The organism is Streptomyces sp. NPDC047853, from assembly GCF_043204535.1.
Classification (GTDB): domain Bacteria; phylum Actinomycetota; class Actinomycetes; order Streptomycetales; family Streptomycetaceae; genus Streptomyces.
The window spans coordinates 106,766-131,709 of the sequence record NZ_JBIDCI010000003.1 but is presented as its reverse complement, the minus strand read 5'-3'; the positions used below and the strand labels follow the sequence as shown (position 1 = coordinate 131,709).

At 74.6% G+C, this 24,944-nt stretch carries 21 protein-coding genes; 12 read left to right on the top strand and 9 right to left on the bottom strand.

What is annotated here, in order from left to right; genetic code table 11:
• Positions 1-27 precede the first annotated feature (27 nt).
• Complete coding sequence (locus ACGF5T_RS07495; protein ID WP_361015656.1) at positions 28-960, top strand: 1-phosphofructokinase family hexose kinase; 933 nt, start codon at positions 28-30, stop codon at positions 958-960.
• Positions 961-993: 33 nt separating this feature from the next.
• On the opposite strand, the gene ACGF5T_RS07490 is transcribed toward ACGF5T_RS07495, so the two are convergent.
• Positions 994-1,977 carry a carbohydrate-binding protein gene (locus tag ACGF5T_RS07490; RefSeq protein ID WP_366766730.1) on the bottom strand — a complete coding sequence of 328 codons (984 nt, stop codon included), beginning with the start codon at positions 1,975-1,977 and terminating at the stop codon, positions 994-996.
• Positions 1,978-2,095: 118 nt separating this feature from the next.
• Positions 2,096-3,760 carry a diguanylate cyclase CdgB gene (cdgB, locus tag ACGF5T_RS07485; protein ID WP_356608473.1) on the bottom strand — a complete coding sequence of 555 codons (1,665 nt, stop codon included), beginning with the start codon at positions 3,758-3,760 and terminating at the stop codon, positions 2,096-2,098.
• A gap of 336 nt (positions 3,761-4,096) precedes the next feature.
• On the opposite strand from cdgB, the gene ACGF5T_RS07480 reads away from it, so the two are divergent.
• Entirely contained in the window at positions 4,097-4,705 is a 609-nt protein-coding gene (locus ACGF5T_RS07480) for a flavin reductase family protein (protein WP_356608475.1), read from the top strand.
• Positions 4,706-4,752: 47 nt separating this feature from the next.
• The gene (locus ACGF5T_RS07475; protein ID WP_366766731.1) at positions 4,753-5,223 is read left to right on the top strand and encodes a GNAT family N-acetyltransferase; all 471 of its coding nucleotides are present in this window, start codon (positions 4,753-4,755) and stop codon (positions 5,221-5,223) included.
• 18 nt (positions 5,224-5,241) lie between these two features.
• Here the strand turns inward: ACGF5T_RS07475 and arfB are convergent, their stop codons facing one another.
• Positions 5,242-5,679 (bottom strand): alternative ribosome rescue aminoacyl-tRNA hydrolase ArfB, encoded by a 438-nt coding sequence (arfB, locus tag ACGF5T_RS07470; RefSeq protein WP_356608479.1) that lies wholly within the window; start codon positions 5,677-5,679, stop codon positions 5,242-5,244.
• Between the two features lie 159 nt (positions 5,680-5,838).
• Here arfB and ACGF5T_RS07465 point away from each other — a divergent pair, with 159 nt between their 5' ends.
• The gene (locus ACGF5T_RS07465) at positions 5,839-6,414 is read left to right on the top strand and encodes a TerD family protein (protein WP_053133088.1); all 576 of its coding nucleotides are present in this window, start codon (positions 5,839-5,841) and stop codon (positions 6,412-6,414) included.
• A gap of 102 nt (positions 6,415-6,516) precedes the next feature.
• Here ACGF5T_RS07465 and ACGF5T_RS07460 read toward each other — a convergent pair whose 3' ends face one another.
• Together ACGF5T_RS07460 and ACGF5T_RS07455 are read right to left on the bottom strand one after the other, a co-directional pair.
• On the bottom strand, positions 6,517-7,176 hold the full coding sequence (locus ACGF5T_RS07460) for a response regulator transcription factor (RefSeq protein ID WP_356608481.1): 660 nt from the start codon (positions 7,174-7,176) through the stop codon (positions 6,517-6,519).
• Positions 7,173-8,399: a sensor histidine kinase gene (locus tag ACGF5T_RS07455; protein ID WP_366766732.1), complete on the bottom strand. Its 1,227-nt coding sequence runs from the start codon at positions 8,397-8,399 to the stop codon at positions 7,173-7,175. The genes ACGF5T_RS07460 and ACGF5T_RS07455 overlap by 4 nt, the downstream gene beginning before the upstream one ends.
• 403 nt (positions 8,400-8,802) lie before the next feature.
• Between ACGF5T_RS07455 and ACGF5T_RS07450 the strand changes: the two genes are divergently transcribed.
• Positions 8,803-9,372: a heme-binding protein gene (locus ACGF5T_RS07450; RefSeq protein ID WP_356608485.1), complete on the top strand. Its 570-nt coding sequence runs from the start codon at positions 8,803-8,805 to the stop codon at positions 9,370-9,372.
• Between the two features lie 111 nt (positions 9,373-9,483).
• Positions 9,484-10,887, top strand: a complete 1,404-nt coding sequence (locus ACGF5T_RS07445) for a M1 family metallopeptidase (protein WP_366766733.1) — start codon at positions 9,484-9,486, stop codon at positions 10,885-10,887.
• Between the two features lie 31 nt (positions 10,888-10,918).
• On the opposite strand, the gene ACGF5T_RS07440 is transcribed toward ACGF5T_RS07445, so the two are convergent.
• Positions 10,919-11,980, bottom strand: a complete 1,062-nt coding sequence (locus ACGF5T_RS07440) for a bifunctional GNAT family N-acetyltransferase/NUDIX hydrolase (protein ID WP_366766734.1) — start codon at positions 11,978-11,980, stop codon at positions 10,919-10,921.
• Positions 11,981-12,062: 82 nt separating this feature from the next.
• On the opposite strand from ACGF5T_RS07440, the gene ACGF5T_RS07435 reads away from it, so the two are divergent.
• On the top strand, positions 12,063-12,563 hold the full coding sequence (locus ACGF5T_RS07435) for a hypothetical protein (RefSeq protein WP_356608491.1): 501 nt from the start codon (positions 12,063-12,065) through the stop codon (positions 12,561-12,563).
• 43 nt (positions 12,564-12,606) lie between these two features.
• Here the strand turns inward: ACGF5T_RS07435 and ACGF5T_RS07430 are convergent, their stop codons facing one another.
• Positions 12,607-13,299, bottom strand: a complete 693-nt coding sequence (locus ACGF5T_RS07430) for a pentapeptide repeat-containing protein (RefSeq protein WP_366766735.1) — start codon at positions 13,297-13,299, stop codon at positions 12,607-12,609.
• A 103-nt stretch (positions 13,300-13,402) separates the two neighbouring features.
• Between ACGF5T_RS07430 and ACGF5T_RS07425 the strand changes: the two genes are divergently transcribed.
• Together ACGF5T_RS07425 and ACGF5T_RS07420 are read left to right on the top strand one after the other, a co-directional pair.
• Positions 13,403-14,905, top strand: a complete 1,503-nt coding sequence (locus ACGF5T_RS07425; RefSeq protein WP_361015672.1) for an MFS transporter — start codon at positions 13,403-13,405, stop codon at positions 14,903-14,905.
• A 73-nt stretch (positions 14,906-14,978) separates the two neighbouring features.
• On the top strand, positions 14,979-15,884 hold the full coding sequence (locus ACGF5T_RS07420; protein ID WP_392887159.1) for an aminoglycoside phosphotransferase family protein: 906 nt from the start codon (positions 14,979-14,981) through the stop codon (positions 15,882-15,884).
• Between the two features lie 19 nt (positions 15,885-15,903).
• Here the strand turns inward: ACGF5T_RS07420 and ACGF5T_RS07415 are convergent, their stop codons facing one another.
• The gene (locus ACGF5T_RS07415) at positions 15,904-19,317 is read right to left on the bottom strand and encodes an AAA family ATPase (RefSeq protein WP_366766737.1); all 3,414 of its coding nucleotides are present in this window, start codon (positions 19,315-19,317) and stop codon (positions 15,904-15,906) included.
• A gap of 300 nt (positions 19,318-19,617) precedes the next feature.
• On the opposite strand from ACGF5T_RS07415, the gene ACGF5T_RS07410 reads away from it, so the two are divergent.
• From ACGF5T_RS07410 to ACGF5T_RS07400, 3 genes are all read left to right on the top strand, one after another.
• Complete coding sequence (locus ACGF5T_RS07410) at positions 19,618-20,301, top strand: LuxR C-terminal-related transcriptional regulator (protein ID WP_392887158.1); 684 nt, start codon at positions 19,618-19,620, stop codon at positions 20,299-20,301.
• A 166-nt stretch (positions 20,302-20,467) separates the two neighbouring features.
• Entirely contained in the window at positions 20,468-21,223 is a 756-nt protein-coding gene (locus ACGF5T_RS07405; protein ID WP_356608501.1) for a DUF4255 domain-containing protein, read from the top strand.
• A gap of 110 nt (positions 21,224-21,333) precedes the next feature.
• Positions 21,334-23,373 (top strand): ATP-binding protein, encoded by a 2,040-nt coding sequence (locus tag ACGF5T_RS07400; protein ID WP_366766749.1) that lies wholly within the window; start codon positions 21,334-21,336, stop codon positions 23,371-23,373.
• Between the two features lie 36 nt (positions 23,374-23,409).
• Here ACGF5T_RS07400 and ACGF5T_RS07395 read toward each other — a convergent pair whose 3' ends face one another.
• Positions 23,410-24,849 (bottom strand): RICIN domain-containing protein, encoded by a 1,440-nt coding sequence (locus tag ACGF5T_RS07395; RefSeq protein ID WP_356608503.1) that lies wholly within the window; start codon positions 24,847-24,849, stop codon positions 23,410-23,412.
• Positions 24,850-24,944: the final 95 nt, after the last annotated feature.

Here is a 24,944-nt window from a genome sequence, read left to right as displayed (position 1 = left end):
GCAGACGATCGGGGGAGGCCGGCCCGGGTGATCCTCACCGTCACGCTGAACACCGCTCTCGACATCACCTACCGCGTCCCGGGCCTGCGGCCGCACGCCTCCCACCGGGTCACCGCGGTGACGGAGCGCCCCGGCGGCAAGGGGCTGAACGTGGCCCGGGTGCTGGCGGCCCTGGGCCACGAGGTGACGGTCACCGGCTTCGCGGGCGGCGGCACCGGGGACGTCGTGCGCGCGGGGCTCACCGGTGTGCGCGGGGTGACGGACGCGCTCGTGCCCGTCGCGGGGGCCACCCGGCGCACCATAGCCGTCGTCGACGAGCGCACCGGTGACACCACCCAGCTCAACGAACCGGGCCCGGCCGTCGCCCCCGCCGAGTGGGACGCCTTCCAGGAGGCGTACGGGCCCCTGGTCGCCGCCGCCTCGGCCGTGGCCCTCTGCGGCAGCCTGCCCCCGGGTGTCCCGGTGGGCGCCTACGCCGGTCTGGTGCGCACCGCCCGCGCGGCGGGCGTGCCGGTGCTGCTGGACACCAGCGGGGAGCCGCTGCGCCGGGGGGTCGCCGCCCGCCCGGACCTGATCAAGCCGAACGCCGACGAACTGGCCGAGCTGACCGGCTCGCACGAACCGCTGCGGGCCACCCAGGCCGCCCGGCGGCGCGGTGCCCGGTCCGTGGTCGCCTCGCTGGGCGCGGAGGGGCTGCTCGCGGTGACCCCGGAGGGCCGCTGGCGCGCCGCCCCGCCCGCCCACGTCCGCGGCAACCCGACCGGCGCGGGCGACTCGGCGGTCGCGGGCCTGCTGTCGGGCCTGGTCGAGCACCTCCCCTGGCCGGACCGCCTGGCCCGCGCGGTCGCCCTGTCGGCGGCGACGGTGCTGTCACCGGTGGCGGGCGAGTTCGACCGGGGGGCGTACGAGGAGCTGCTCGGGCGCGGGGTCGCCGTGACGACGGAGGCGGGCGCGGCGTGACGCCCCCGGCCCGGCGGGCCGGCCCAGGACGTCCTAGTCCTTGACCTGGCCCTTCTTCAGGGAGAGCTGGTCCAACAGCACGTTGCACTTGTCACCCTCGGCGCAGGACAGCGAGATGGTGTTGGTGCCCTTGTTGAGAGTGGGCCAGGCGTAGGTCTTGGTCCAGCCCTTGGCGAAGTCGCCGTCCTCGGCGTTGGCGAAGTTGCCCAGGTTCAGCTTGCTGCCGAACGCCTTGCCGTTGACCGTCAGGGTCATCGACTGGTCCTCACCGGCCGCGCTGTAACCCGCGAAGAGGGTGTAGGGACCGTCCTCGGGGATGCCGTCCACGGTCCAGGTGACCGAGGCGCCGGGCTGGTTGAGATTGCCCACGTAGACGCCGCCGTCGGAGCGGGCGCCCTCGATGTCCGATGCCGTCGCCACGCCGGGCGACAGCCGCAGCGCCTTCGCGTCGATCGTCGGGAGCTCCACCTCGTCCTCGGCGCCGCCGCTCGACGACGGGCTCGGGTCGGTGGTCTGGGACTGGGTGGGGGCCGTGCCGCCGCCCGCCTCGTCGCCGCCCTTGTCGTCGTCCGAGCCGCTGCTGGTCATGGCCACGGCGATGCCGATGACGACCGCGGCGACGACCGCGACCGCGCCGATCAGCAGGCCCTTGGTGTTGGGACCGCGGCGTCCGCCGCCCCCGCCGTGCGCCGACTGCTGCGGGGCGGTGGGAGCACCGCCGCCGGGGAAGGTCTCCGGCGCGGCGTAGTGCGCGTTCGACCGGCCGTAGGCGCCCTGCTGCTGGCCGTAGGCACCCTGCTGCTGCGGGGCCGCCTGGCCGTAGGCGGCGGTCTGGGCGGCCTGGCCCTGCGGTGCCCCGTACTGCCGTGCGCCGACGGGACGCACCCGGTTGACGGAGTTCGGGTAGCCGTAGCCACCGGAGGGCGGCTGGGCTCCATTGGCCTGCCCGTCGGCGTAGAGGTAGCCGAAGGGGTCGTCGTCCTCGGGCGTGCTCGCGCCGTTGTTGCCGGGCGTCATCCCTTGGTCTCCTAACCAGATGCGGTGCGTGTGCGGTATGGGTGTGAGAGAGCGAGCCTACCCGCTCCGACTGACCCGAACGGGTGACTCAGACCGCATCAACGCTCTGACCTGGCGATCATCCCGCTCGGCGATGTTGTTTGGGACGAGATCGTTTCTCGACGTACATCCGTTCGTCAGCTGACTTCAGCACCTCGTCCGCCGTCATGCCGCAGTGCGCCCATCCGATGCCGAAGCTGGCCCCCACGCGCACGGCCCGTCCCTCGGCCCGGATCGGCTGGATGATCTCGTTGCGCAGCCGTACGGCGAGGTCCTGGGCGTCGGCGAGGCCGAGCCCGTTGGCGAGGATCACGAACTCGTCGCCGCCGAGCCGGGCCACCGTGTCGCCGTCGCGGACGCCGCCGCTGAGCCTGCGGGCGACCTCGATGAGCACGGCGTCACCGGCGTTGTGCCCGAACCGGTCGTTGATCGACTTGAAGCCGTCCAGGTCGCAGAAGAGGACCGCGAGCCCCTTGGTGCCGTCGTCCCGGCCGTCCGCGGGCGCGACGGCGTGCACGTGGTGGTCGTAGGCGCCGTAGGGCTCGGGCGTCGCGCCGAAGTCGAAGGTGTGGCCGCCGGAGTCGGTCACGGCGGGGTGGCCGTAGGCCGCGTCCATGGCGTCGACCACGGCCGCGTGCGAGGACTGCGGGCGCCGGCACAGCCGGGCGGAGAGGCGGGAGCGCAGCTCGGCGGAGTTCGGCAGGCCGGTGAGGGAGTCGTGGGAGGCGCGGTGGGCGAGCTGCAGCTCGCGGCGCTTGCGCTCCTCTATGTCCTCGACGTGCGTGAGCAGGAAACGCGGCCCGTCGGCGGCGTCGGCGACGACGCTGTTGCGCAGGGAGACCCAGACGTAGGTGCCGTCGCGGCGGCCCAGGCGCAGCTCGGCCCGGCCGCCCTCGGCGGAGGTCCGCAGCAGCGTGCCGATGTCCTCGGGGTGGACGAGGTCGGAAAAGGCGTAGCGGCGCATCGCGGAGGCGGGGCGGCCCAGCAGGCGGCAGAGCGCGTCGTTGGTCCTGAGGATGCGGCCGTGCTGGTCGCCGCCCATCTCGGCGATGGCCATGCCGGAGGGGGCGTACTCGAAGGCCTGCCGGAAGCTCTCCTCGCTGGCCCTGAGGGCCTGCTGGTCGCGCTCCAGGCGGACCAGGGCGCGCTGCATGTTGGAGCGGAGCCGGGCGTTGCTGATCGCGATGGCGGCCTGGAACGCGTACATCTGCAAAGCCTCGCGGCCCCAGGCACCGGGGCGACGGCCGTTGCGCGGCCGGTCCACGGACAGGACGCCGATCAGCTCGCCGCTGTTGCCGCCGCCCTGCGGACCGGGCGCGTACATCGGGGCGAAGAGGCGGTCCGAGGGGTGCCACTCGTCCTCGAAGCGGGGGGCGGGCCCGTCGGTGTACCACTGCGGGACGTCGTCGTCGTCGAGGATCCAGCCCTCGGTGTGGGGTATGAAGATCAGGTCGCCCCACTGCTCGCCCATGTTCAGGCGGCGGTCCCAGGACTCGCGGGAGCCCGCCCGGCCGGTGATCAGCGCCTCGGCGGCCTGGTTGCCGGAGAAGGCGGCGACGACGAGGTCACCGTCGGGCCGGACCAGGTTGACGCACGCCAGCTCGTACCCGAGGGCCTGGACGACGCCGTCGGCGACGGCCTGCAGGGTGTCCGCCAGGCTGCGAGCCTTGTTCATCTCGGCCATGACCTGGTGCAGCTGCCGCAGGGACGCAAGACGGACGTAGGGCTCCGACTCGGTCTCCATGCTCGCCCTCCCCCCGAGACCTCGCAGCGAATCAAGGGTTCCCTTCGGCGCCTTCACTGATGGTGCCCTTGCAGGTTCTCCGCCACTGAATCACAGCGCGCTCCCCACTCGGTACACAGGGTCAACAATTACCGCTCCTTGTGACTCAAGTCACAGCGAAAGATGAACAATTGAGTGGGGTTTCTGCGTTTTCCCTGTGCGTTTACTGAACGCAAAGTTTGTAGGTATGCGCACGTCTCCCCCGAGACCTCCGCGGGCTCTCCTTCCGTGGTCCTAGGTCCCGGTTCGGACCGGGGCCCGATGCCGCGCCGACGGCCCGGAGATTAGCGTGGCGGGGTGCCGAACACTCCCTCCCTCACGTCCCCCGCGCCCCTCACGTCCACCGGGCTGCCGCTGCCGTCACCGGCCGCCGGGCATGCTGAGGGGGTGAGCAACGACGAGTTCCGTGCCGCCATGTCCCGGCTGGCCTCGGGCGTGGTCCTGGTGACCGCCCAGGAGCCGCCGCTGGACCCCGACGACCCGCAGGCGCCGCGCGGCGAGGACGTCGGGATGACGGCCACCGCCTTCATGTCGGTGTCGCTGGACCCGCCGCTGGTGCTCGTGAGCCTGCGCGAGGGCTCCCGGATGGACGACCTGCTGGACGAACAGCCGCTGTGGGGGGTCTCCGTGCTCTCCGAGAGCCAGCGCCACATCGCCGGACGGTTCGCCATGAAGGGCCGTGTCAGCGACCGGCTGCTCTTCGCGGACATCCCGTACCGGCGCGGCGAGGCGACCGGGGTGCCCCTGGTGGGCGGGGCCCTGGCCACGCTGGAGTGCCGTACCGAGCAGCGGGTGCCGGCCGGGGACCACACCCTGGTGATCGGCCGGGTGCTGACCGCCTCGCTGCCGAGCGCGGACGGGGGGCCGCTGGCGTACTTCAAGGGGCGCTACCGGCAGTTGGGGTAGCAGGTAATGCGTTCGTCCGGCGCGGGACACCCGCCTAGGGTGCGCGCATGACGAGCAGCACGCTCCGCCTGGAGGAGATCACTCCCGCGAACATCGAGGCCGCCCTGGACATCCGGGTGCGCCCGGAGCAGGAGTTCGCCGTCTCGCCGGTGGTGAAGTCCCTGGCGGAGGCCTACGCACACGCCGGGGTCGCCTGGCCGCGGCTGATCGTGGACGGGGACCGTCCCGTCGGCTTCCTCATGGCCTTCCTGGACATCGACTGGTACGGGGACGGCCGCGTCCGGCGGTCCGGACTGTGGCGGCTGAACATCGCCGCCGGGGAACAGGGCCGGGGCTACGGGCGCTTCGCCGTGGAGTCGGTGGCCGCGGAGGTCCGCCGCCGCGGCGGCCAGGAGTGCTACGTGACGTGGCACACCGGTCCGCACGGCCCCGAGGGCTTCTACCTGGGCCTCGGCTTCACCCCCGACGGGGAGACGAGCGAGGGGGAGACGGTGGGCGTGCTGGCACTGGACCGGTAGCCGCCCTCTGCGGCTCGGCTAGTCCCAGCTCTTCGGGGAGCGGCCCTGCTTGGTCTGGGAACGCTGCTTCTTCTCCCGCAGCCGGCGCTCGTTGATGCCGCGCGGGATGCGGGTCGCTCTGCGCGGCTTGGGCGGGGGCGCGGTGGCCTCGGCGAGGAGGGCGGCCAGGCGGACCGCGGCGGTCTCGCGGTTGCGCCACTGGGAGCGGTGCTCGGAGGCGCGGACGGTGACGACGCCGTCGGTCAGACGCCCGGCCAGCCGCTCCAGCGCCCGCCGCTTCCACACCTCGGGCAGCGCCTCGGTGCGCGCCAGGTCGAAGCGGAGCTCCACCGCCGTGTCCGTGGTGTTCACGTGCTGCCCGCCGGGCCCCGAGGAGCGCGAGAAACGCCAGACGAGCTCGGCCTCGGGCAGGGAGACGGAGCCGCGGATGACATGGGGACCGGACATGCCGTCCATGTTCCCGTCCCCGTGCGGTCCACGTCACCCGAATATCCTCGGCCCCGGTCACTCGGTAAAGAAAGTAAAGGGAGCAGGAACCTTGCACACCCCTCTCGTCGTTCATGGGGTAGCTGTAGCTTTCTTGCCGTACGTAAACGAGGGAAGGGACTCCCAACAATGGCTGTAAGCCTGTCCAAGGGTGGCAACGTCTCGCTCACCAAGGAGGCACCGGGCCTGACCGACGTCACCGTGGGCCTCGGCTGGGACGTCCGCACCACCACCGGTACCGACTTCGACCTCGACGCCTCCGCGATCGCGGTCAACACGCAGGGCAAGGTCTACTCCGACGCCCACTTCGTGTTCTTCAACAACAAGCAGACGCCGGACAACACCATCGTCCACACCGGTGACAACCGCACCGGCGAGGGCGCGGGCGACGACGAGGCGATCAACGTCAACCTCGCCGGTCTGCCGGCCGACATCGAGAAGATCGTCTTCCCGGTGTCGATCTACGACGCGGAGAACCGCTCGCAGAACTTCGGCCAGGTGCGCAACGCCTACATCCGCATCGTCAACCAGGCCGGCGGCGCCGAGATCGCGCGCTACGACCTGTCCGAGGACGCGGCCACCGAGACCGCCATGGTCTTCGGCGAGCTGTACCGCAACGGCGCCGAGTGGAAGTTCCGCGCCGTCGGCCAGGGCTACGCCTCGGGCCTGGTGGGCATCGCCCAGGACTTCGGCGTGAACGTCTGACGTTCACGCCCCCGTTCGTTCCGTACGAAGGCCCCCCGGTCGTGCGTCGGGGGGCCTTCGGCGTGCCCGGTGACGGGGCGGCGCGCTCCGCCGGGCGGGGTGTCAGGGCAGCAGGCGCCGCTCCTTGGCCACGGCGACCGCGCCCGCGCGGGTCTCGACGCCCAGCTTGTCGTAGACGCGGCGCAGATGGGTCTTGACCGTGGCCTCGCTGATGAACAGGGCCCGGGCGATCTCCCGGTTGCCGAGGCCGGTGGCGAGCTGGGCGAGGATGTCGCGCTCGCGGTCGGTGAGCGAGGGGCGGGGGCTGCGCAGGTTGGCCATGACCCGGCTGGCGACGGGCCCGGACAGGGACGTGCGGCCCTGGGCGGCGGCGTGGATGGCGGCGAACAGCTCCTCGGGGCGTTCGGCCTTGAGCAGGTACCCGGTCGCACCCGCCTCGATGGCGCGGGTGATGTCGGCGTCGGTGTCGTACGTGGTCAGGACCAGCACGTGCGGCGTCGCGCCCGGGCCGGCCGTGAGGCGGCGGGTGGTCTCCACGCCGTCGATTCCCTCCCCGAGCTGAAGGTCCATCAGCACCACGTCCGGTGTCAGCCGCGCGGCGAGCGCGAGGGCCTCCTCACCGGTGCCCGCCTCGCCGGCCACCTCGATGCCGGGGGCGCTGTCGAGCAGGGCGAGCAGCCCGGCCCGTACGACGACGTGGTCGTCGCAGACCAGGATGCGCACGGGGGCCGGGGCGGGGCCGGGGCCGGCCGGGTCGGTCATCGGGGTGCCTCCTGCGGGTCGGCGGGGTCGGTCCGGGGCGTTTCCAGGGGGACGGCGGCGGACAGGGCGGTGCCCTCGCCCGGGGCGGACTCGACCGTGAGCGTGCCGCCGAGCTGGCGCAGCCTGGCGTGCATCGCGGGCAGCCCGTGTCCGCGCACCCCGGCGGGGGCCCCGGGCACGGCGGCCGGGTCGAACCCGTGTCCGTCGTCGGTGACGTCCAGGACGGCCTGGTCGTCGAGGAGGGTGAGGGTGAGCGCCGCGGTGGAGGCGCCCGCGTGTTCCCGGACGTTGGCCAGGGCGCCCTGGGCGATGCGCAGCAGGGCCGACTGGACGCGGTCGGGCAGCGGCGGCAGGGGGGTGCCGCCGTCGACGTGGACGCGGACGGTGAGGTGGTCGCCGGACTCCCGCGCGGCCAGGGTGCGCAGCGCCGCCGCCAGGCCGCCGCCGCGGGCGAGGTCGGCCGGGGCGAGGTCGTGGACGAAGCGGCGGGCCTCGGCCAGGTTGTGCTCGGCGACGGCGGCGGCGCCCCGGACGTGGGTGCGGGCCTTGCCCGGATCGGACCCCCAGACCCGCTCGGCCGCCTGGAGCAGCATCCGCTGACTGGACAGCCCCTGGGCGAGGGTGTCGTGGATCTCCATGGACAGCCGCTGGCGTTCGGCGAGGGTGCCCTCGCGGCGCTCGGAGGCGGCGAGTTCGCGGCGGGTGCGGATCAGGTCGTCGATCAGGGCGCGCTGCCGGGCCGTCTGCCGCTCGGTGTGCAGGAACACGGCCGCGGCGATGGCGGCGACGGCGGGCGGCGCGAGCAGCAGGTTCGGGTCGAAACGCCCGGCGAGCCGGAGCTGGGCGGCCACGACGAACACCGTCAGGACGGTCACCAGCACCAGCGCCGCCCGGGCCGGGAGGGTGCGCAGACCGGTGTAGAAGAGGGGCACCGCGCACCAGGAGAAGCTCGGCGCGAGGACGACCAGCACCATCCAGACCGCGACCACCGCGCCCAGCCAGACCAGGCGCCGCGGGGTCGGCCGCGGGGTCGGGCCGCTCAGCGCGGGTCCGAGCAGGTGCAGCACCGCGAGGGCCAGGGACAGGGCGAGGACCCACGGCGTGCGGGGCTCGCCGGGGTGACGCAGCAGGAAGCGGGCCAGCGCGCCGCCGAGCAGCAGGAGGAACGCCGCGTGCATCACGGCGCCGAGCCACCGGGTGTCCGGGTCGTACGGCTTGGTCATCCCGCGCCCGTCCTTCCTGGCCTGTCTCCCCCAACGTGTCGTAGGTGACCGCTGAGCTGCGCGAACACTCCCATGGTGCCCTCTGTGGGGGGTCTGCGGGTCAGCCGATCGGACGACCCCGCCGTCGCCCGTTCCGTCGCCCGGGAGGAGCCGGACCGGCGACCGTGCTCCCCCGGTGCGGGGCGGAGGGTGGAAAGCGGCGGAAGGAGGCGGCCCGACCACCTCGGCCCGGCACCCTCCGCCCCCGGCCGGCACCTTCCGTCCGAACCGGCGCCCTCCGTCCGAACCGGAACCTCCGTCCGAACCGGAGCCTCCGTCCGAACCGGAACCTCCGTCCCGACCGGACCCGGCCGGCTCGGACCGCCCGTGGCCCCGACCCACCCGACACCAGGAGCAGACCACCATGAAGAAGACGCTCTCGCGACGCGCCCGCATCGCCACCGGCAGCGCCGTCCTCGCCGCCGTCGCGGCCGGCACCTTCGGCACCGTGGCGGCGAACGCCTCCGCGCCGGACGCCGCCCGTGACGCGGCCGTGGCCGCCGCTCCCGCCGCCGCGGCCGGCAAGCGCGACACCACCACCTCCACCCACCTGACGATCGACGCCGCGACCGAGGCGGCGCAGGCCGCGCTGCGCGCCGCCAAGAAGGAGGGCCAGCGGATCACGGTCGCGGTCGTCGACCGCAACGGCAACACGATCCTGACCATGCGCGGTGACGGCGCCGGCCCGCAGTCGTACGAGTCGGCCGAGAAGAAGGCGTTCACCGCCGTCTCCTGGAACGCCCCGACCAGCGAGCTGGAGGGCCGTCTGGAGAACGCGCCGAACCTGAAGGACATCCCGGGCACGCTGTTCCTGGGCGGTGGCGTCCCGGTCACCGCCGACAAGGCGCCGATCGCCGGCATCGGCGTGGCGGGTGCGCCGTCCGGCGCCCTGGACGAGAAGTTCGCGCAGGCGGGCGCGGCAGCCCTGAACTAGACGCACCGGGGACCCGCACCCCTGCCACCGGGCCCGGCAGCCGAGCCGGCGGCAGGCTCAACAGCCGGGCCCAACGGGCGTTTCACGTGAAACGCCCCATAGGATCACGACGTGCGCACCACCCGCCTGCTCGTCGCCGCCGCCACCGTCACCGCCCTCGCGGCGTGCAGCGGTGGCGGTTCGGTCGAGGGCACTCCCGGTGGCTCGGGCGTGCGGGACCCCTACTTCCCGAAGGCGGGCAACAGCGGCTACGACGTCGGCCACTACGACCTGACCCTGGCCTACGACCCGGACGCCGAGCACCTCGACGGCACCGCGACGATCACCGCCCGCGCGACCCGGGACCTGTCGGCCTTCCACCTGGACCTCAAGGGCCTGGACGTCGAGAAGGTCGCCGTCGAGGGCCGGGCCGCCCGCTTCAACCGGGCCGGGCAGGAACTGACCGTCCGCCCGGCGGACGAGCTGCGCGACGGGGAGACGTTCCGGGTGACCGTCCGCTACTCCGGCGAGCCCGTGACGATCACCGATCCCGACGGCTCCGAGGAGGGCTGGCTGCCCACCGAGGACGGCGCCGTCGCACTCGGTCAGCCGACGGGTTCGATGGCCTGGTTCCCGGGCAGCCACCACCCCTCCGACAAGGCCGCGTACGACCTCGCGGTGACCGTTCCGGAGGGCTTCGGGGTGGTCTCCAACGGCGAGCTGACGGACGAGACGACGCGCGACGGCCGTACGACGTCCATCTGGCACTCCGCCGAGCCGATGTCGAGCCACGTCGTCACGGTCGCCGTCGGCGACTGGGAGACCGGCCGTTCCACCACGGACGACGGCCTGCCGGTGTACACGGCGGTCGACCCGCAGCAGGCCGACGCGAGCCGCGAGGTACTGGGGCGGATCCCCGAGGTCATGGCGTGGGCGCGGGAGAACTTCGGCCCGTACCCCTTCTCCTCCACCGGCGCGATCGTGGATCGCGTGGAGGACGCCGGGTACGCCCTGGAGACCCAGAACCGCCCCTACTTCCCGGGCGCCCCCGACACCGTCCTGCTCGTCCACGAACTCGCCCACCAGTGGTACGGGAACTCCGTCAGCCCGAAGAGCTGGCGGGACATGTGGCTCAACGAGGGTTTCGCCACCTACGCCGAGTGGCTGTGGGAGGAGGACGAGGGCGGCGACACCGCGCAGGAGACCTTCGACGCGCTCTACGAGGGTTCCTACTACCCCGACGAGGACGCGAACGACTCGGTCTGGGCCTTCCCGCCCGCGGACCCGCCCGACGCCGAGCACATCTCCGCGAGCCCCGTCTACCAGCGCGGCGCGATGGTGCTGCACAAGATCCGCGAGACGGTCGGCGACGACGCCTTCCCGGCCCTGCTGCGGGGCTGGGCCGCAGCCCACCGCCACGGCAACGCGGACACCGCGGACTTCACGGCGTACGTGGAGAAGTCGGCGCCGGACGAGGACTTCACGGAGATCTGGGAGGACTGGCTGTACGGGGACGGCAGGCCGGACAGCCCTTGAGCCGTCGGGCCCCTCCTCCCGGTCGGCCGCCTCAGTCCTCCGACGCGCCCGAGCGGTCGAACGCGTCGAGCAGCCGGGCCAGGTCCGGGGGCCAGAGCGGCTCGGGAGCCCCGGCGAGTTCCTTCCGGGTCCACCAGCGCCAGGTGAGGATTCCGTCCGCGGCGTGGACGGCGGCGAGACCGGGGCCGGTGGGTTCGCGGCGCGGGCCCCGGGCGACGTAGACGTGCTCGTGCTGCCGGACGGGGCCGACGCTCAGGTGGGTGAAGTCGTGTTCCCAGGTGCAGAGCAGCGGGCCGGGTTCCAGGTCGGTCCAGCCGGTCTCCTCGCGCAGCTCGCGCAGGGCTCCCTCGCGCGGACCCTCGTCCGCCTCCAGGCCGCCGCCGGGCATCGCCCAGTGCACGCCGACCTCGACGTTGTCGTACCGGAAGAGGAAGACCGCGCCCTCGGGGTCGAGCACCGCCACGCGGGCGGCGCGGCGCGGGGTACGGGCCGGCCCGTCCAGCGGTGCGCGGGGGCCGGCCGGCGGTTCGCGCAGCCCGTCCGGCGGTTCGCTCGGGCCGTCCGGCGGTTCGCTCGGGCCGTCCAGCGGTTTGCGCAGCACCGCGCAGGGGCGGCCGTGACCCAGGTCCGGGCGGTGGTCGACGACCGTGTAGCCGAGGGCGGTCCAGAAGGCGAGCCCGTCGGTGTGGCCGTCCAGGACGGCCAGCCGCACGGCGGCGCGGCCTTCGGCGCGGAAGCGGTCCTCGACGAGGGAGGCGAGCCGTCTGCCGTACCCCTGCCGTCGCAGGCCCGCGTCCACCATCAGCAGCCCGATCCACGGGTCCGGGTCGGCCGGGTCGGGATGCCGGGCGAGCGTGACCGCGCACCCCACCAGCCGGCCCGCGTCCCGGGCGAGCAGCACCTCGGCGCCCGGCCGCGCCAGCTCCTCGGCCAGCGCCGCCGCCACCTGCTCCGGACGGATGTCGTCCGGGTCGGGGAAGTCGCCGCTCAGCGCGTGGAAGGCGCGGTGGGAGGCGTACAGGGCGGTCAGCTCGGTGAGCAGGGGGCCCGGGATGTCCCGGTCGGGGGTGAGCGGGAGGCGGCTGAGGATCACGGGGGCAACCTATCCGACGCCCGGGGCGGCCGGACCGGCCCGCGGCGGCGCGCTGCCCGGCCGCCGTGACACCATCACCTGCGTGCTCGACATCGGCTACGCCCTCTCCAACCGCTTCCCCGACCCGCCGCAGACGGACTACCGCCGGGCGGACGTGCGCGCCCTGCGGCACGACCTGTTCTGCGGGGACGTGTACCTCGCGGACACCGAGGCGGACCGGGAGCTGTCCACAGCCTGGGGATGGGTGCCGGTGCTCGACTTCGCCTGGGCGCTGTGCGACATCGTGGAGCGCGTCGACCGGGACCCGGCGGGCTCCCGGGCGGCCCGGCCGCAGCGGGCGGAGCTGGACTTCACCGAGTCCACCGACCGCCTGCTCTTCGAGCGCCGCTTCGGCTGGGTCGACATCGAGGCGGAGTGGCTGCCGGCGACCGAGCCTCCGCTGTCCTTCTCCCACGCGGAGCTGCGCAGGGAGGCGCGGGACTTCCTGCACGACCTGCTCGCGGACCTCGTCGACCTGCACGACGACCTGGCGGAGAACCCGGCGATCTGGACCCTCCAGGCCCGCTTCCCACGGGTCTCCTGACGGCCGAGGAGCGGGCGGGCGGCCGGCGGCCCCGGCGGCGCCCCTACTCCTCCGCGACCACCCGCACGCCCAGCTCCGCCGCCAGCACCGGCGCCAGGTCCAGGAGCTGGGCGGGGCTGATCACCGCGCCCGAGAGCCGGTCCACGCCCCGGGTCAGCTCCAGCGGGGACGCGCCGCGCAGGTCGACGTCGGTGAGGACCGCCGCGCTGAAGTCCGCCCCCTTGAGGGCGCAGTCCACGAACTCGACCCGCTCCAGGCGGGCCCCTCCGAAGTCCGGCTCCACCAGGACGCACCCCTCGAAGACGACGTCCTTGAGCCGGGACCGGCGCAGGTTCAGATAGTCGATCTTGCCGCCGCGGATCAGGACCCGCTCCAGCACGGCACCGTGCAGCTGGGTGCCGCCCAGGCGGGCGTCGACCAGCTCGACGTCGCGCAGCGTCGCCTCGGACAGCCGCGTACCGACGCCCCGGACACCGGTGAGGACCGTGTCGAGCAGCCGGGCCCGGGTCAGGGACGTCTCGTCCAGCGCGCACCCGGTCAGCGCGCAGTCCATGAAGCGGGCGCCCGCGCCGTCCTGCCCGGCGAGGTCGCGCTCCCGGAAGTCCAGCCCGTCGTAGTCCCCGTCCGCCTCCAGCCCGCCGCCGTCGTACGGCTCCAGCGGCGGCAGCCGCAGCTCGGGGCGGCGCGCCGCCCGTACCTTCGTCGTACCGCCGCCGCCCGCCGCTCTCCTCGCCATGGCCCCATGCTGCACCCCGCCACTGACATCCCGGTCCACGAGCAGCCGGACGGTGCCACCTCAACAGGATGCGGTATGCCCCGATTCATGGTCTTCTGGCCAGATGAGTGGCCCCCGGACAGGTGAGCCGGCCGCGCCCACGCACTCCGACCCCCGCCGTTGGTGGGGGTTGGTCGTGATCGCCCTGGCACAGCTGATGGTCGTCCTCGACGCGACCATCGTGAACATCGCGCTGCCCTCGGCCCAGCGCGACCTGGGCATGTCCGACGGCAACCGGCAGTGGGTGATCACGGCCTACACCCTCGCCTTCGGCGGTCTGCTGCTGCTCGGCGGGCGGATCGCGGACCTGGTGGGCCGCAAGCGCACCTTCGTCGTCGGGCTGATCGGCTTCGCCGCCGCCTCCGCGCTCGGCGGGGCCGCCACCACGCCCACGATGCTCTTCGGCGCCCGCGCCCTCCAGGGCGTGTTCGCCGCCGTCCTCGCGCCCTCCGCGCTGTCGCTGCTGGCGACGACGTTCACCGAACCCAAGGAGCGGGGGAAGGCCTTCGGCATCTACGGCACGCTGGCCGCCAGCGGCGCCGCCGTCGGGTTCATCGTCGGCGGTGTGCTCACGGAGTACCTGAACTGGCGCTGGTGCCTGTACGTCAACGTCCCCATCGCCGTCGCCGCCGTGATCGGCGCGTACCTGCTGCTGCACGACCGCCCCGCCCGCACCGGCGCCCGGCTCGACGTCCCCGGCGTGCTGTTGGGCTGCGGCGGGCTGGTCGCCCTGGTCTACGGCTTCAGCGAGGCGCAGCCCCGCGGCTGGACGGACCCGCTGGTGCTGGGGCTCTTCGCCGCGGGCGTCGTGCTCCTGGTCGTCTTCGTGTGGTGGCAGACCCGCGCCCCGAACCCGCTGCTGCCCCTGCACGTCATCCGCGACCGCAACCGCGCCGGCTGCTTCCTGACGATGATGCTGGCCGTGGTCGGCATGTTCGGGATGTTCCTGTTCATGACCTACTACCTCCAGGAGATCCTCGGCTACTCCCCCCTCCGGACCGGCCTGGCGTTCCTGCCGATGACCGCCGCGATCCTCGTCGGCTCCACCCAGATCTCGGCCCGGCTGCTGCGCCGGGTGGGCCCCCGGATGCTGATGGTCCCCGGCATGCTCCTCGCCTCCAGCGGCATGGTGATCCTCACCCGGATGACCGTGCACTCGGAGTACGCCTCCGCGATCCTGCCCGCGCTGCTGCTGATGGGGCTCGGCATGGGCCTGACCTTCATGCCCGTCTTCTCCACGGCCACCGCCGGGGTCGCCCCGCGGGACTCCGGCGTGACCTCGGCGACGGTCAACACCTCTCAGCAGGTGGGCGGCTCGATCGGCACGGCGCTGCTGAACACGATCGCGACCAGCACCGGCGCGTCCTACGTCGCCTCCCACCTCACCGACGCCTCCCAGCGGGCGGAGGTGGTGCGGGCGGGCATCGTGCACGGCTACACGGTCGCCATCTGGGTGGCCGCCGGCATCATGCTGCTGGCGGGCCTGATCGCGGGCCTGATGGTGACGGCCAAGGCTCCGGGACGCGCCACCCCGGCCGACCGGCCGGTGCCGGAACCGGTGGCCTGAGAACCATCGGATTCGCCCCGCCGAGGGGGCGTCGGGAGCAGCGGGGAGCCGAAAACCGCGTGCCCGCCGTGCCGTGTCCCCTGTAGCGTCGGCCGACGTGATCGACGTACCGCAGGCGCTGGCCGTGTCGCAGTCGAAGTACAACGGGGAGGTGGGCCGCGCCTTCGTCGCGGGACTGCCCGCGCTGGCGGCCGGGTTCCTGGACCGCTGGGAACTGCGTCTCGACGGGCCGTCCATGCACGGCTGGGCGGCGCTGGTGCTGCCCGTCGTGCGCCGCGACGGCACACCGGCGGCGCTGAAGCTCCAGCTCCTCGACGAGGAGACCGAGGGGGAGCCCGTGGCCCTGCGGCGGTGGGACGGGGACGGGGCGGTGCGGCTGCTCGACCACGACGCGGCCACCGGCACCATGCTCCTGGAACGCCTGGACCCGCACCGGACGCTCGCCCACGTCGAGGACTCCCGCGAGGCGGTCCTCGCCCTCGCCCGGCTGCTCGCCCACCTCACCGCCACCCCCGCGCCGCCCGGCGTGCGCCGCCTCGGCGACATCGCGCGGGGCATGCTGGAGCGGACGCGGTGGGCCCTCGACCGCATCCCGGACCCGGCGGACCGGCGCCTGGTCGCCGACTGCGCCGCCGCCCTGCGCGAGGTCGCGGACCAGCCCGGTGACCGGCTGCTGCACTGGGACCTGCACTACGAGAACGTCCTCGGCTCCGACCGCGCGCCCTGGCTCGCCATCGACCCCAAGCCGCTGGCCGGCGACCCCGGTTTCGACCTGCTGCCGGCCCTCGACAACCGCTACGACCCGGCGGAGACGCGGTGGCGCTTCGACGCCATGACCGACGTCCTCGGCCTGGACCGGGAACGGGCCCGCGCCTGGTCCCTCGGCCGCGTCCTGCAGAACAGCCTGTGGAACGTCGAGGACGGCGACCCGCTGGAGACCCCGCAGCTGGAGATCGGACGGCTGCTGCGGACGGGGTGACGCGTGGGGTGGCTGCTCGTCAGTCCTGAGCACGGTCGGCGGTACCGGCGTCGTCGGGGGGAGCGGGGGGCGCGGCGCGGCTCCGGCCTTGGCCCAGCGCGTCCGGCAGCTCCGTCCTGCGGCGTATCCGCAGCTTGCGGTACGTGCTGGTCAGGTGGGTCTCCACGGTGCGCCGGGCCAGGTGCAGCAGGTCGGCGATCTCCGTGTTCGTACGGCCGTCGGCGGCCAGTTCGGCGATGCGGCGCTCGCTGCCGGTCAGTGCGCCCGAGCCGGTCCGGGCCGTCGCCGGGCCCCGGGCGCCGCCCGCGCGCAGCGCCTGTCCGACCAGGGTGAGCAGCCGCTGGGCGCCCTTGCGTTCGGCCAGCTCCGCCGCCTCGCGCAGGCAGTCGCGGGCCCGGCCGCGTTCCCCGGCGGCGGTGAGCTGACGGCCCTGGGCGAGCAGCGCCGGGATCAGCTCCATGTCGGCGTCGGCGGGCGCTTTCCGCAGGGTCCGTACGGCCTCCTCGGCCAGCTCCAGGCCGCGTCGCCCGCCGGTCGCGGTGCCCAGCACGCGCAGGGCGCGGCCCACCGTGCGGGGGGTGTCCCACACGCGGGCCAGCCGCAGTTCCTCCGTCGCCAGGGCCAGCGCCTCCTGACCGCCGCCCAGCGCCAGCCGGCACTCCGCGACCGCCGTCCGCCACGGGGTGACGACCGGGCTGACGACCTCGCGGGCGGTCTGGCGCCGTCCGCACTCCAGGAAGTCGTGGAGCGCGCCCGCCGGGTCGCCGATGGCGGCGCGCAGCACGCCGCGGGCGTACAGGAAGCGGTTCAGCTCCCAGTTCTCCGGCACCGCACGCAGGTCGAACCGGTCGGCGAAGCGCCGCGCCTCGTCGGCGCGGCCGGTGTGCACGAGCGCCATCAGGACGTGGGCGTCCCGGTTGGAGGGGCCGGTACGGAACGGCGTCGGACCCCCCGGTTCGCCGTCGGCGGCGAGCAGCCGGGCGTGGTCCCCGCGGGCCCCGGCGATGTCCGCGCGGGTGTTGAGGAGCGCGTGCTGCATCGGGTGGAGCAGGGCGGGGTGCTGCCCGGCGAGGCCGCGCTCCACGAGCCGGTCCGCCTCGTCGAGTTCGTCGGCCCACTGGGCGACCGCGGCGGCCGTGCCCAGCAGGAAGGGCTCGGCGAGCGGGTCGGTGGGCTGCGCCAGCAGGGCCCGCAGGCGGGACATCGCCTCCTCGGCCGAGATCAGCGCGGCCGTCGCCGCGTACCGCACGAGCAGCGCCTGCCCGGCGGTGCCCAGCATCTCCGGGGACCGCGCGCCGGCCTCGCACAGCGACCGGTACACCTCCTGACGGGTCGCCAGATCCTGGTCGGACAGCAGCGCGACGGCGGTCTGCACGGTGCGGGTGAGGCCGGGGTGGCCGGAGAGCCGGCCCTCCGTGCGGCGCAGCACCTCCATGGCGGTACGGATCTCGCCGCGGCCGGCCAGGGCGGTGCCGAGGGCCACGGCGGTCCGGACCCGGTTGCGGGGGTCGGCCGGCAGGTGCTGCGCCTCGGCGAGCCGCGCGATGGCCGCCGGGGTGTCGGCCGACGCGTACTCCAGCGACCCCAGTTCGGTCAGCAGCCGCTGGCGGAGGTCGTCCGGCAGCGGTTCGTCCAGCACCCGGCGCAGATAGCCGACGGCGTCGTCGGGCCGGGCGTCGTGCACGGCGACCGTGACCGCGTCGCGCAGGACGCGCAGTGCCCAGGGCAGGCCGACGGCCGGCGTCCGCAGGAGGTGCCGGGCGACCGCCTCGACCCGGTCGCCGCGGCGCAGCATCGCCTCCGCCGCGACCCGGTGCGCCGCCTCCCGCCGGGACCTCGGCCAGCCGGTGAGCACGGCGTCGCGCAACAGCGGGTGCGCGTAGCGGGGTTGACCGGCGGCGTCCGGGCGCAGGAGGCCCAGCCGGGTCATGGCGGCGAGCCACCCGGCGACCCGGGCGGGGTCGGCGCCGGCCGCCTCGGCGAGCAGGTGGTGCCGCGCGTGCGGCTCGCCACCCGCGCCACCGGCGTCCCGCTCGCGGTCGGTGCGATGCGGGTACGGGGGCGGGTGCTCGCCCGCGGGGACGGAACCGCCGCCCGGGGGCGGTGGAGCGGGGCGGGCCGCTCCGCGTGCGGCCGGCGGAGCGGGCGGGGCGTCCCGCCGGCCCGGCGGCCAGGCCTGCTCCAGCGTCGCGAGGCAACGGGCGACGTCGGCGGTGGCGTCACCGGCGCTGTTCAGCCACCAGGAGACGGCGGCCGGGTAGGCCCCCGGGTACAGCGCGGCCGAGCTGTCGGGCAGCGACGGGACACCCCACGCGGGCGGGACACGCCCGACGTGCGGACCGCCTCCGGCGTGCGTGCCGCCCCCGGCGGGCACGTCACCCCCGGCGTACGGACCGCCCCCGGCGGGGGTATCGCCTCCGGCGTGCGGGCCGCCCCCGGCGGGCACCTCGCCCCCGGCGGGCGTAACGCCCCCGGCGGGCACGTCACCCCCGGCGTACGGACCGCCCCCGGCGGGGGTATCGCCTCCGGCGGCGCGTGAGTCGTCCCCTGCGGGCGAATCGCCTCCGGTGGCGTGCACGTCACCCTCGGCGTACGGGACTCCCCCGGCATACGCATCCCCGGCGGCGCGCATGTCGCCCCCGGCGTACGCATCCCCGGCGGCGCGCATGTCGCCCCCGGGGTACGGGCCGCCCCCGGCGGGCACCTCACCCCCGGCCCAGGGATCGCCCCCACCGTGCGAGTCGCCCTCGGTGGGCGGGATGCCGCGCAGGTCGTCGAGGAGGGCGTGCAGCAGGAGGGGGCTGCCGGCGCCCGCCCGTACACACTCCGCCGTCCAGCGCGCGCCGGCCGCGGGGAAGGCGGCGCGGACCAGGGCGGCCGCCGCCGCGTCGGAGAGCGGGGCGAGGGTGTGGGTGCGCACGAGGGAGGGGGACAGGGCCTGGGTGAGTCCGGCGGGCCGCGGGTCGATGTCGTACTGGCTGCGCTCGGTGACCACCACCAGCACCGGTAATCGGTCCACGCGCCGGGCGGCCTCGACCAGCCAGCGGCGTGAGGAGTCGTCGGCCAGGTGGACGTCGTCCACGGCCAGCATCAGGGGCCCTTCGTCCGCGTACGAACGCAGCAGCCGCCACAGCCGGGCCGCGCTGCCGCGGTCGTCGCCGCCGGGCGCCAGGTCCGTGAACTCCGCCACCGGGCCCAGCAGATGCAGGACCGTCGCGAGCGGCACCCCGGTGTCCTCGGGCGAGCAGCGGGCCCGCAGCACCCGCAGGCCGCGGTCGGCGGCGTGCCGGGCGGCGGCCTCCAGGATGGCGGTCCGGCCGGTGCCGGTGGCACCGCGCAGCAGGACGAGGGCGCCGGTGCCGGCCCGGGCTCGTTCGGTCTCGGCCGCGAGCAGCGCGAGAGCGTCGTCGCGTTCGCTGAGCGGTCCGGTCATCGCTGCCTCCCGTGCTGGATGATGATCCCCCGGTGTGTGAGACGTGCCCTACGGTCCCGTGGTGGTGTGAAGTGGCCCACCTCACCCGCGCCGCGGGCCTTCCCCCGCTCCTGCGTCACGGCGCTGACCTGCTGCGACGCCCACCCGGTGATCCGCCCGCCGCACCGGCCGCGCTGGTCTCGTGGTGTGCCTCGTGGTCCTCCACGATTGCGCTCGCCCCAACAGTCCCAGAAGTGTGGAAGATGCTCATCCGCCCCCGGTCCACGCCGGACGGCGGGCTTCTGAACAGGGGGGAAACGGTTGCTCAACTCACCCCGGACCATCACCACGTCCACCCTCGGCGCCGGCGGGACCGTCGGCGTCACCGACCGGCGCGTCCCGGTGGCGGTGTCCGCGCCGGACCCGATCAGCCGTGAGGGCGCGGTCAGCCAGTTGCGCCGCCACCCGGAGATCGACCTGCGCGAGGAGTCCGGCCCCGGCACGGTGGCCCTCCTCATCGCGGACACGCTCGACGAGGCGACGCTCACCCGGCTGCGCCGGCTCGTGCGCAGTGAGGGCGCGCGTGCCGTGCTGGTGGTCGGCACGATCCGGGAGAGCGAACTGCTGGACGTCGTCGAGTGCGGCGTCGGCGCCATCGTCTGGCGGCACGAGGCCACCGCCCACCGGCTGGTGCAGGCGGTGCTGGCCGCCGCCCGCGGTGACGGGGACCTGCCCGCCGACCTGCTCGGCCGGCTCATCAGCCAGGTGGGCACGTTGCACCGGGGCGCGGCGGGCCGCCCCGGCGCCCCCTCGCTGGGGCTCGCACCCCGCGAGGTGGACGTCCTGCGACTGGTCGCCGAGGGCTTCGACACCGGTGAGATCGCCGGCAAGCTGTCCTACTCCGAACGGACCGTCAAGAACGTCATGCACGGACTCACCACCCGGCTCCATCTGCGCAACCGTGCGCACGCCGTGGCCTTTGCCCTGCGGGAAGGCTACATCTGACCGAACGGGCAAGCGAGAGCGGTCCCTTGGGGCCGCGCGGGCAGGGCGGGGTGCCCGGCCGCCGTCCCCGGTGCGCCTGCGGGCCGGGCGGCGCCCGGGGCACGATCGGTGGCGCAGGGCGCAGGGCGCAGGGCGGCGGGCGAGACGGCAGGGCGGGAGCGCACGGGTGATCCACGAGGTGGACGAGGTCCTCAGGGGCCTCCTCGGCGGCGGGGCTCTGACGGGTTCGGGCATCGACGTGTCCTTCGAGGCACCCACCCGCGACTGGGCGGCCCGGCGCAACGCTCCGGTGGTCAACGCGTACCTGTACGACATCCGGGAGGACGTGGCCCGGCGGCAGAGCGGCCGGGTGTCGGTGCGCGACGAGCGGGACATCGAGGTACGGCGCCGACGGCCACCGCGCTGGTTCAAGCTGTCGTACCTCGTGACCGCCTGGACGAAGACCCCGCAGGACGAGCACCGGCTGCTGTCCGCCGTACTGGCGACGCTGCTGCCGCGCGAGGTCCTGGCGCCCGCCGAACTCCCGCCCGGCCTGCGGGCCCTGGAACTGTCCATGCCGCTGACGGTGGCGGGGACCCAGACGGAGTCCCGTTCCCTCGCGGAGATCTGGTCCGCCCTCGGCGGCGAGCTGAAACCGTCCCTGGACCTGGTGGTGACCGTGCCCTTCCCCGCCTTCCCGGAGTACGACGCCGGGCCGCCGGTCACGGAGGGCGCGGTGGTCCGGGTGCGCGAGCTGCCGGGCGAGCCGTCCCGGTCCAGCGAACGCTCCCACCGGCCCCACCAGGTGGCGGCCGCCCGCACCGCCCGCAAGGACGCGGGCCCCGGCTCGCGCGAGGACCCGGCCTCCCGCGAAGACCCGGCCTCCGGCCAGGACCCGGCTGCCCGCGAGGACGCCGCCGGCCGGCGCGCGGACCGGCGGTGAGCGCCTCGGCCGGGAGGCCGTCCGCGGCCGGCCTCCCCGACTCCGTGGTTTCCGACCCGTACGACTCCCCCCACCCGTACGACTCCCCCGCCCCGCACCACTCGCACGACTTGCGCACCTCCGACACCCCGCAGGTCCCACACGACCCGTACGCCGACCCCGCGCACGCCCTGCTCGGTCGGCTGGCCGCCCTGCGGGAGCGGGTGACCGCGCTGGTCGAGCACCGTGCCGCCGGCGACCCCACGGCCGACGACCCCCTGCGCGGCCTGTACCTGTCCGACGACGCCGTACGCCACCTGCTCCGCACCTGGCCGGCGCCCGGCGCCCCCGGGGCCGTACCGCCGCACGCGCCGGCCGGCGGCCCCGCCGGTTCCGGTGACCGGCTGGCGCTGCTGGCCGGACGGAACGGGCTGACCGAGCTGGACACCGCCGTCCTGCTCACCGCGCTCGCCCCCGACGTCGACCGCACCTTCGAGCCGCTCTACGGCTACCTCAACGACGACGTGAGCCGTCGCCGCGCCACCGTGAGCCTCGCCCTGGACCTGTGCGGCGCCCCCGCCCACCTGGCGGCGGTCCGCGCCCGCTTCCACGCCTCGGCATCCCTGCGCGCCCTCGGCCTGCTGGAGGTGGAGGAGAGCGACCGGCCCTTCCTCACCCGCTCGTTGCGCGTCCCGGACCGGCTGGCCGGGCATCTGCTCGGCGACGACGCCCCGGACGCCGCGCTCCTCGGCCGGCTGCATCCGCTGCCGGCCCCGCTGCCGACGGGCACCGACGCCGCCGCCGACGGCTTCGTACGCCATCTGACGGCCCGTCTTCTCGACGGCCCGCTCACCGTCTACCTCCGCGAACAGCGCGAGGGGGACGGACTGGCCGCGCTCGCCTCCGTCCTGCGCGCCGCCGGTCTCGACGCGCTCTGCTGCTCCGGGTCCGAGGAGGACCTCCCGGGCGTCCCCGAGCTGCTGCGCGAGGCCCGCCTCGGCGGCCGGGCCGTCGTGGTCTCGGGATTGCCCGAGCGGCCGGGCCCGCTGGTGCGGGCGCTGACCGCGGCGACGGACGTGACCGTGCTGCTGACCGACCCCCGCCCCTACGACCCGCACTGGTCCCCGGTCGACCCCCTGATCCTCGACGCACCGGGCCGCCGGGCCGGTGGTGCCGCCGCCTGGCGGGCCGCGCTGGGCCCGGACGCCGACGGGTTCGACCTGGCCACCGCCGTCGCCCCCTACCGGCTGGGCGGCGACCGGATCCAGCGGGCCGCGCAGGCCGCCCGCGCCCTCGCGGCCTTCGACGGCGGCCCGGTCACCGCCGACCACGTCCGGCTCGCGGCCCGCCGGCAGTCGGCGTCCGGCCTGGAGAGCCACGCGAGGCGGATCCGCCCCGCCGTGGACTGGCGGGACCTGGTCCTGCCCGAGGCCCCCCTCACCCAGCTGCGCGAACTCGCCCTGCGCGCCCGCCACCGCGACCGTGTCCTCGGCGACTGGCGGCTCAGCGCGGGCGGCGGACGCGGCCGGGGCGTCCTCGGCCTGTTCGCGGGCGAGTCCGGCACCGGCAAGACCCTGTCGGCGGAGGTGGTCGCGGCCGACCTGGGCCTGGACCTCTACGTCGTCCAGCTGTCGTCGATCGTGGACAAGTACGTCGGGGAGACCGAGAAGAACCTCGAACGGATCTTCACGGAGGCCGACCGCACCGACGCCGTGCTCCTCTTCGACGAGGCCGACGCCGTCTTCGGCAAGCGCTCCGAGGTCAAGGACTCGCACGACCGGTACGCCAACATGGAGAGCGCCTACCTGCTCCAGCGCCTGGAGTCCTTCGACGGCATCGCCCTGCTCACCACCAACCTGCGGGCCAACATCGACGAGGCGTTCACCCGGCGCCTGGACCTGGTGGTCGACTTCCCGTTCCCGGACGCCGGCCAGCGGCTGGCGCTGTGGCGGCACGGACTGTCGCACGTCCCGTCCGCCGAGGGCATCGACCCGGCCCCGCTGGCGCGGGAGTTCGAGCTGGCCGGCGGGTCGATCCGCAGCGCGGTGGTCACCGCCGCCTACCTCGCCGCCGGTCGCGGGGACCACGTGACGGCGGGCGACCTCCTGGAGGGCGCCCGCCGCGAGTACCGCAAGGCCGGACGGCTGGTACCCGGCGAGGGAGGCTGGTGACCGACGGCCCCGCCGGGCCGCCGGTAACGCTCCGGCTCAGTCCTTCTTCAGCTGGATGATCTTCCACTCCTGGTCGTCGGAGTTGGTGCAGTTCCAGATCGTCAACCGGGCGAAGAGACCGCCGTTGTCGGCGCCGTCCACGTCCAGGCACTTGTTGTTGCCGGCGAAGTTGCGGATCCAGTAGTCGCCGCTCGGCTGCTTGTCGGCCCACCAGAGCTGGTTGTCGGCGGTCGTGCCGTCGCAGTGGAACTCGGCGACGGGCGTCCCGATGGGCCGGGCCCCGTACTCGCCCAGGTCCATGCAGAACTTGTCCTTGACGTTCCGGATCTGGAAGAGGGCCGTCCCGCCGGGACCGCCCTTGGGGTACTTGACCTCCAGGTCCCAGATCTGGTTGTCCCCGTCGGTCTCGTCGCAGACGGCCTGCTGCACCGGCCCGTTGATCTCCCCCTTCTCCCGGCCGGGGAGTTCGGCGCACATGTCGCTGGTGGTGTTGCGCAGCAGGACGTTCTCGGCGGGCACCACGCCCTTCGGCGCGGGCTTCTTCGACTCTCCGCCGCCACCGCCGCCGCCCCCGCCCCCGCCGTCCTCCTTCTCGGATTCCTCGGCGGCCGGCTGCTCGGGCGGTGCCGGCACCCCGGCGGGCGACTCGGCCGCGCTGGGCAGCGTCTCCGGGCTGGCACTGGGGCTGGGCGCGAGGGCGCTGCCCGCGTTCTCCACCTGCTCGGTGGCACTGGTGCGGACCTGCGGCTTGTAGGCGATCCAGATCATGACGAACGCGATGGTCAGCGCCAGGACGATGCCGAAGGCCCCCGCGAGCCAGCCGGGCAGGAACCCGCGCTGGACGTACGTACCCTCGACCTCCGTGGGCTCCACCCCGGACCGGCGTACCGCCAGCGTGTAGGGCCGCTCCTCCTTGGAGCCGAACCAGATGATCTGCCGCGGCTTCAGCGTCGTCTCCACGAACGCCGCGCGGCCCGGATCGATCTGCACGTTCCCCGGACGGATGTCGTACGACAGGTGGTCCCCGTTGTCGCTGCCGGCGACGGAGGCGGTCACCTTGGTGTTGCCGAGGTTGTCCACCGCCAGCCGCGGCCGCCCCCGGAACCGGCCCTTCACCGTCGGCGGCACCAGTTCGGCCCGCACCTCGGTGAACGGGGTGATCGTGAGGTTCCCCTCCGGCACCGTCACCGCGTCCGGGTGCTCGGTCGGCGTGATCCGCACCGCGTACGGGTTCGGCCCGGCGGTCGCGTCGGACGTCCGGGGCGGCGCGAACGTCAGCTCCACCGTCCCCGTCGTCCCCGGGTAGAGCCGCAGCGTCTGCGGCTCCACCGTCGTCCAGGGCGCCACGTCCCCCACGGGCTCGAACCGGTACTCGTCGACGACATCACCGGTGTTGCGCACCCGCAGCCGCACGCGCGTGCTGCTGCCGGGGTCGACGGTGGCGGACGCGGGCTCCAGGGATGTCCAAAGGCTCACACGCCGACGCTACGGGGCCACCGACGGTCCGTCAGGAGCCGTGAGGGCAGCGTTGGTTGCCCGAACGGGACCGGCCTCAGTACGGTCCGGCGCAC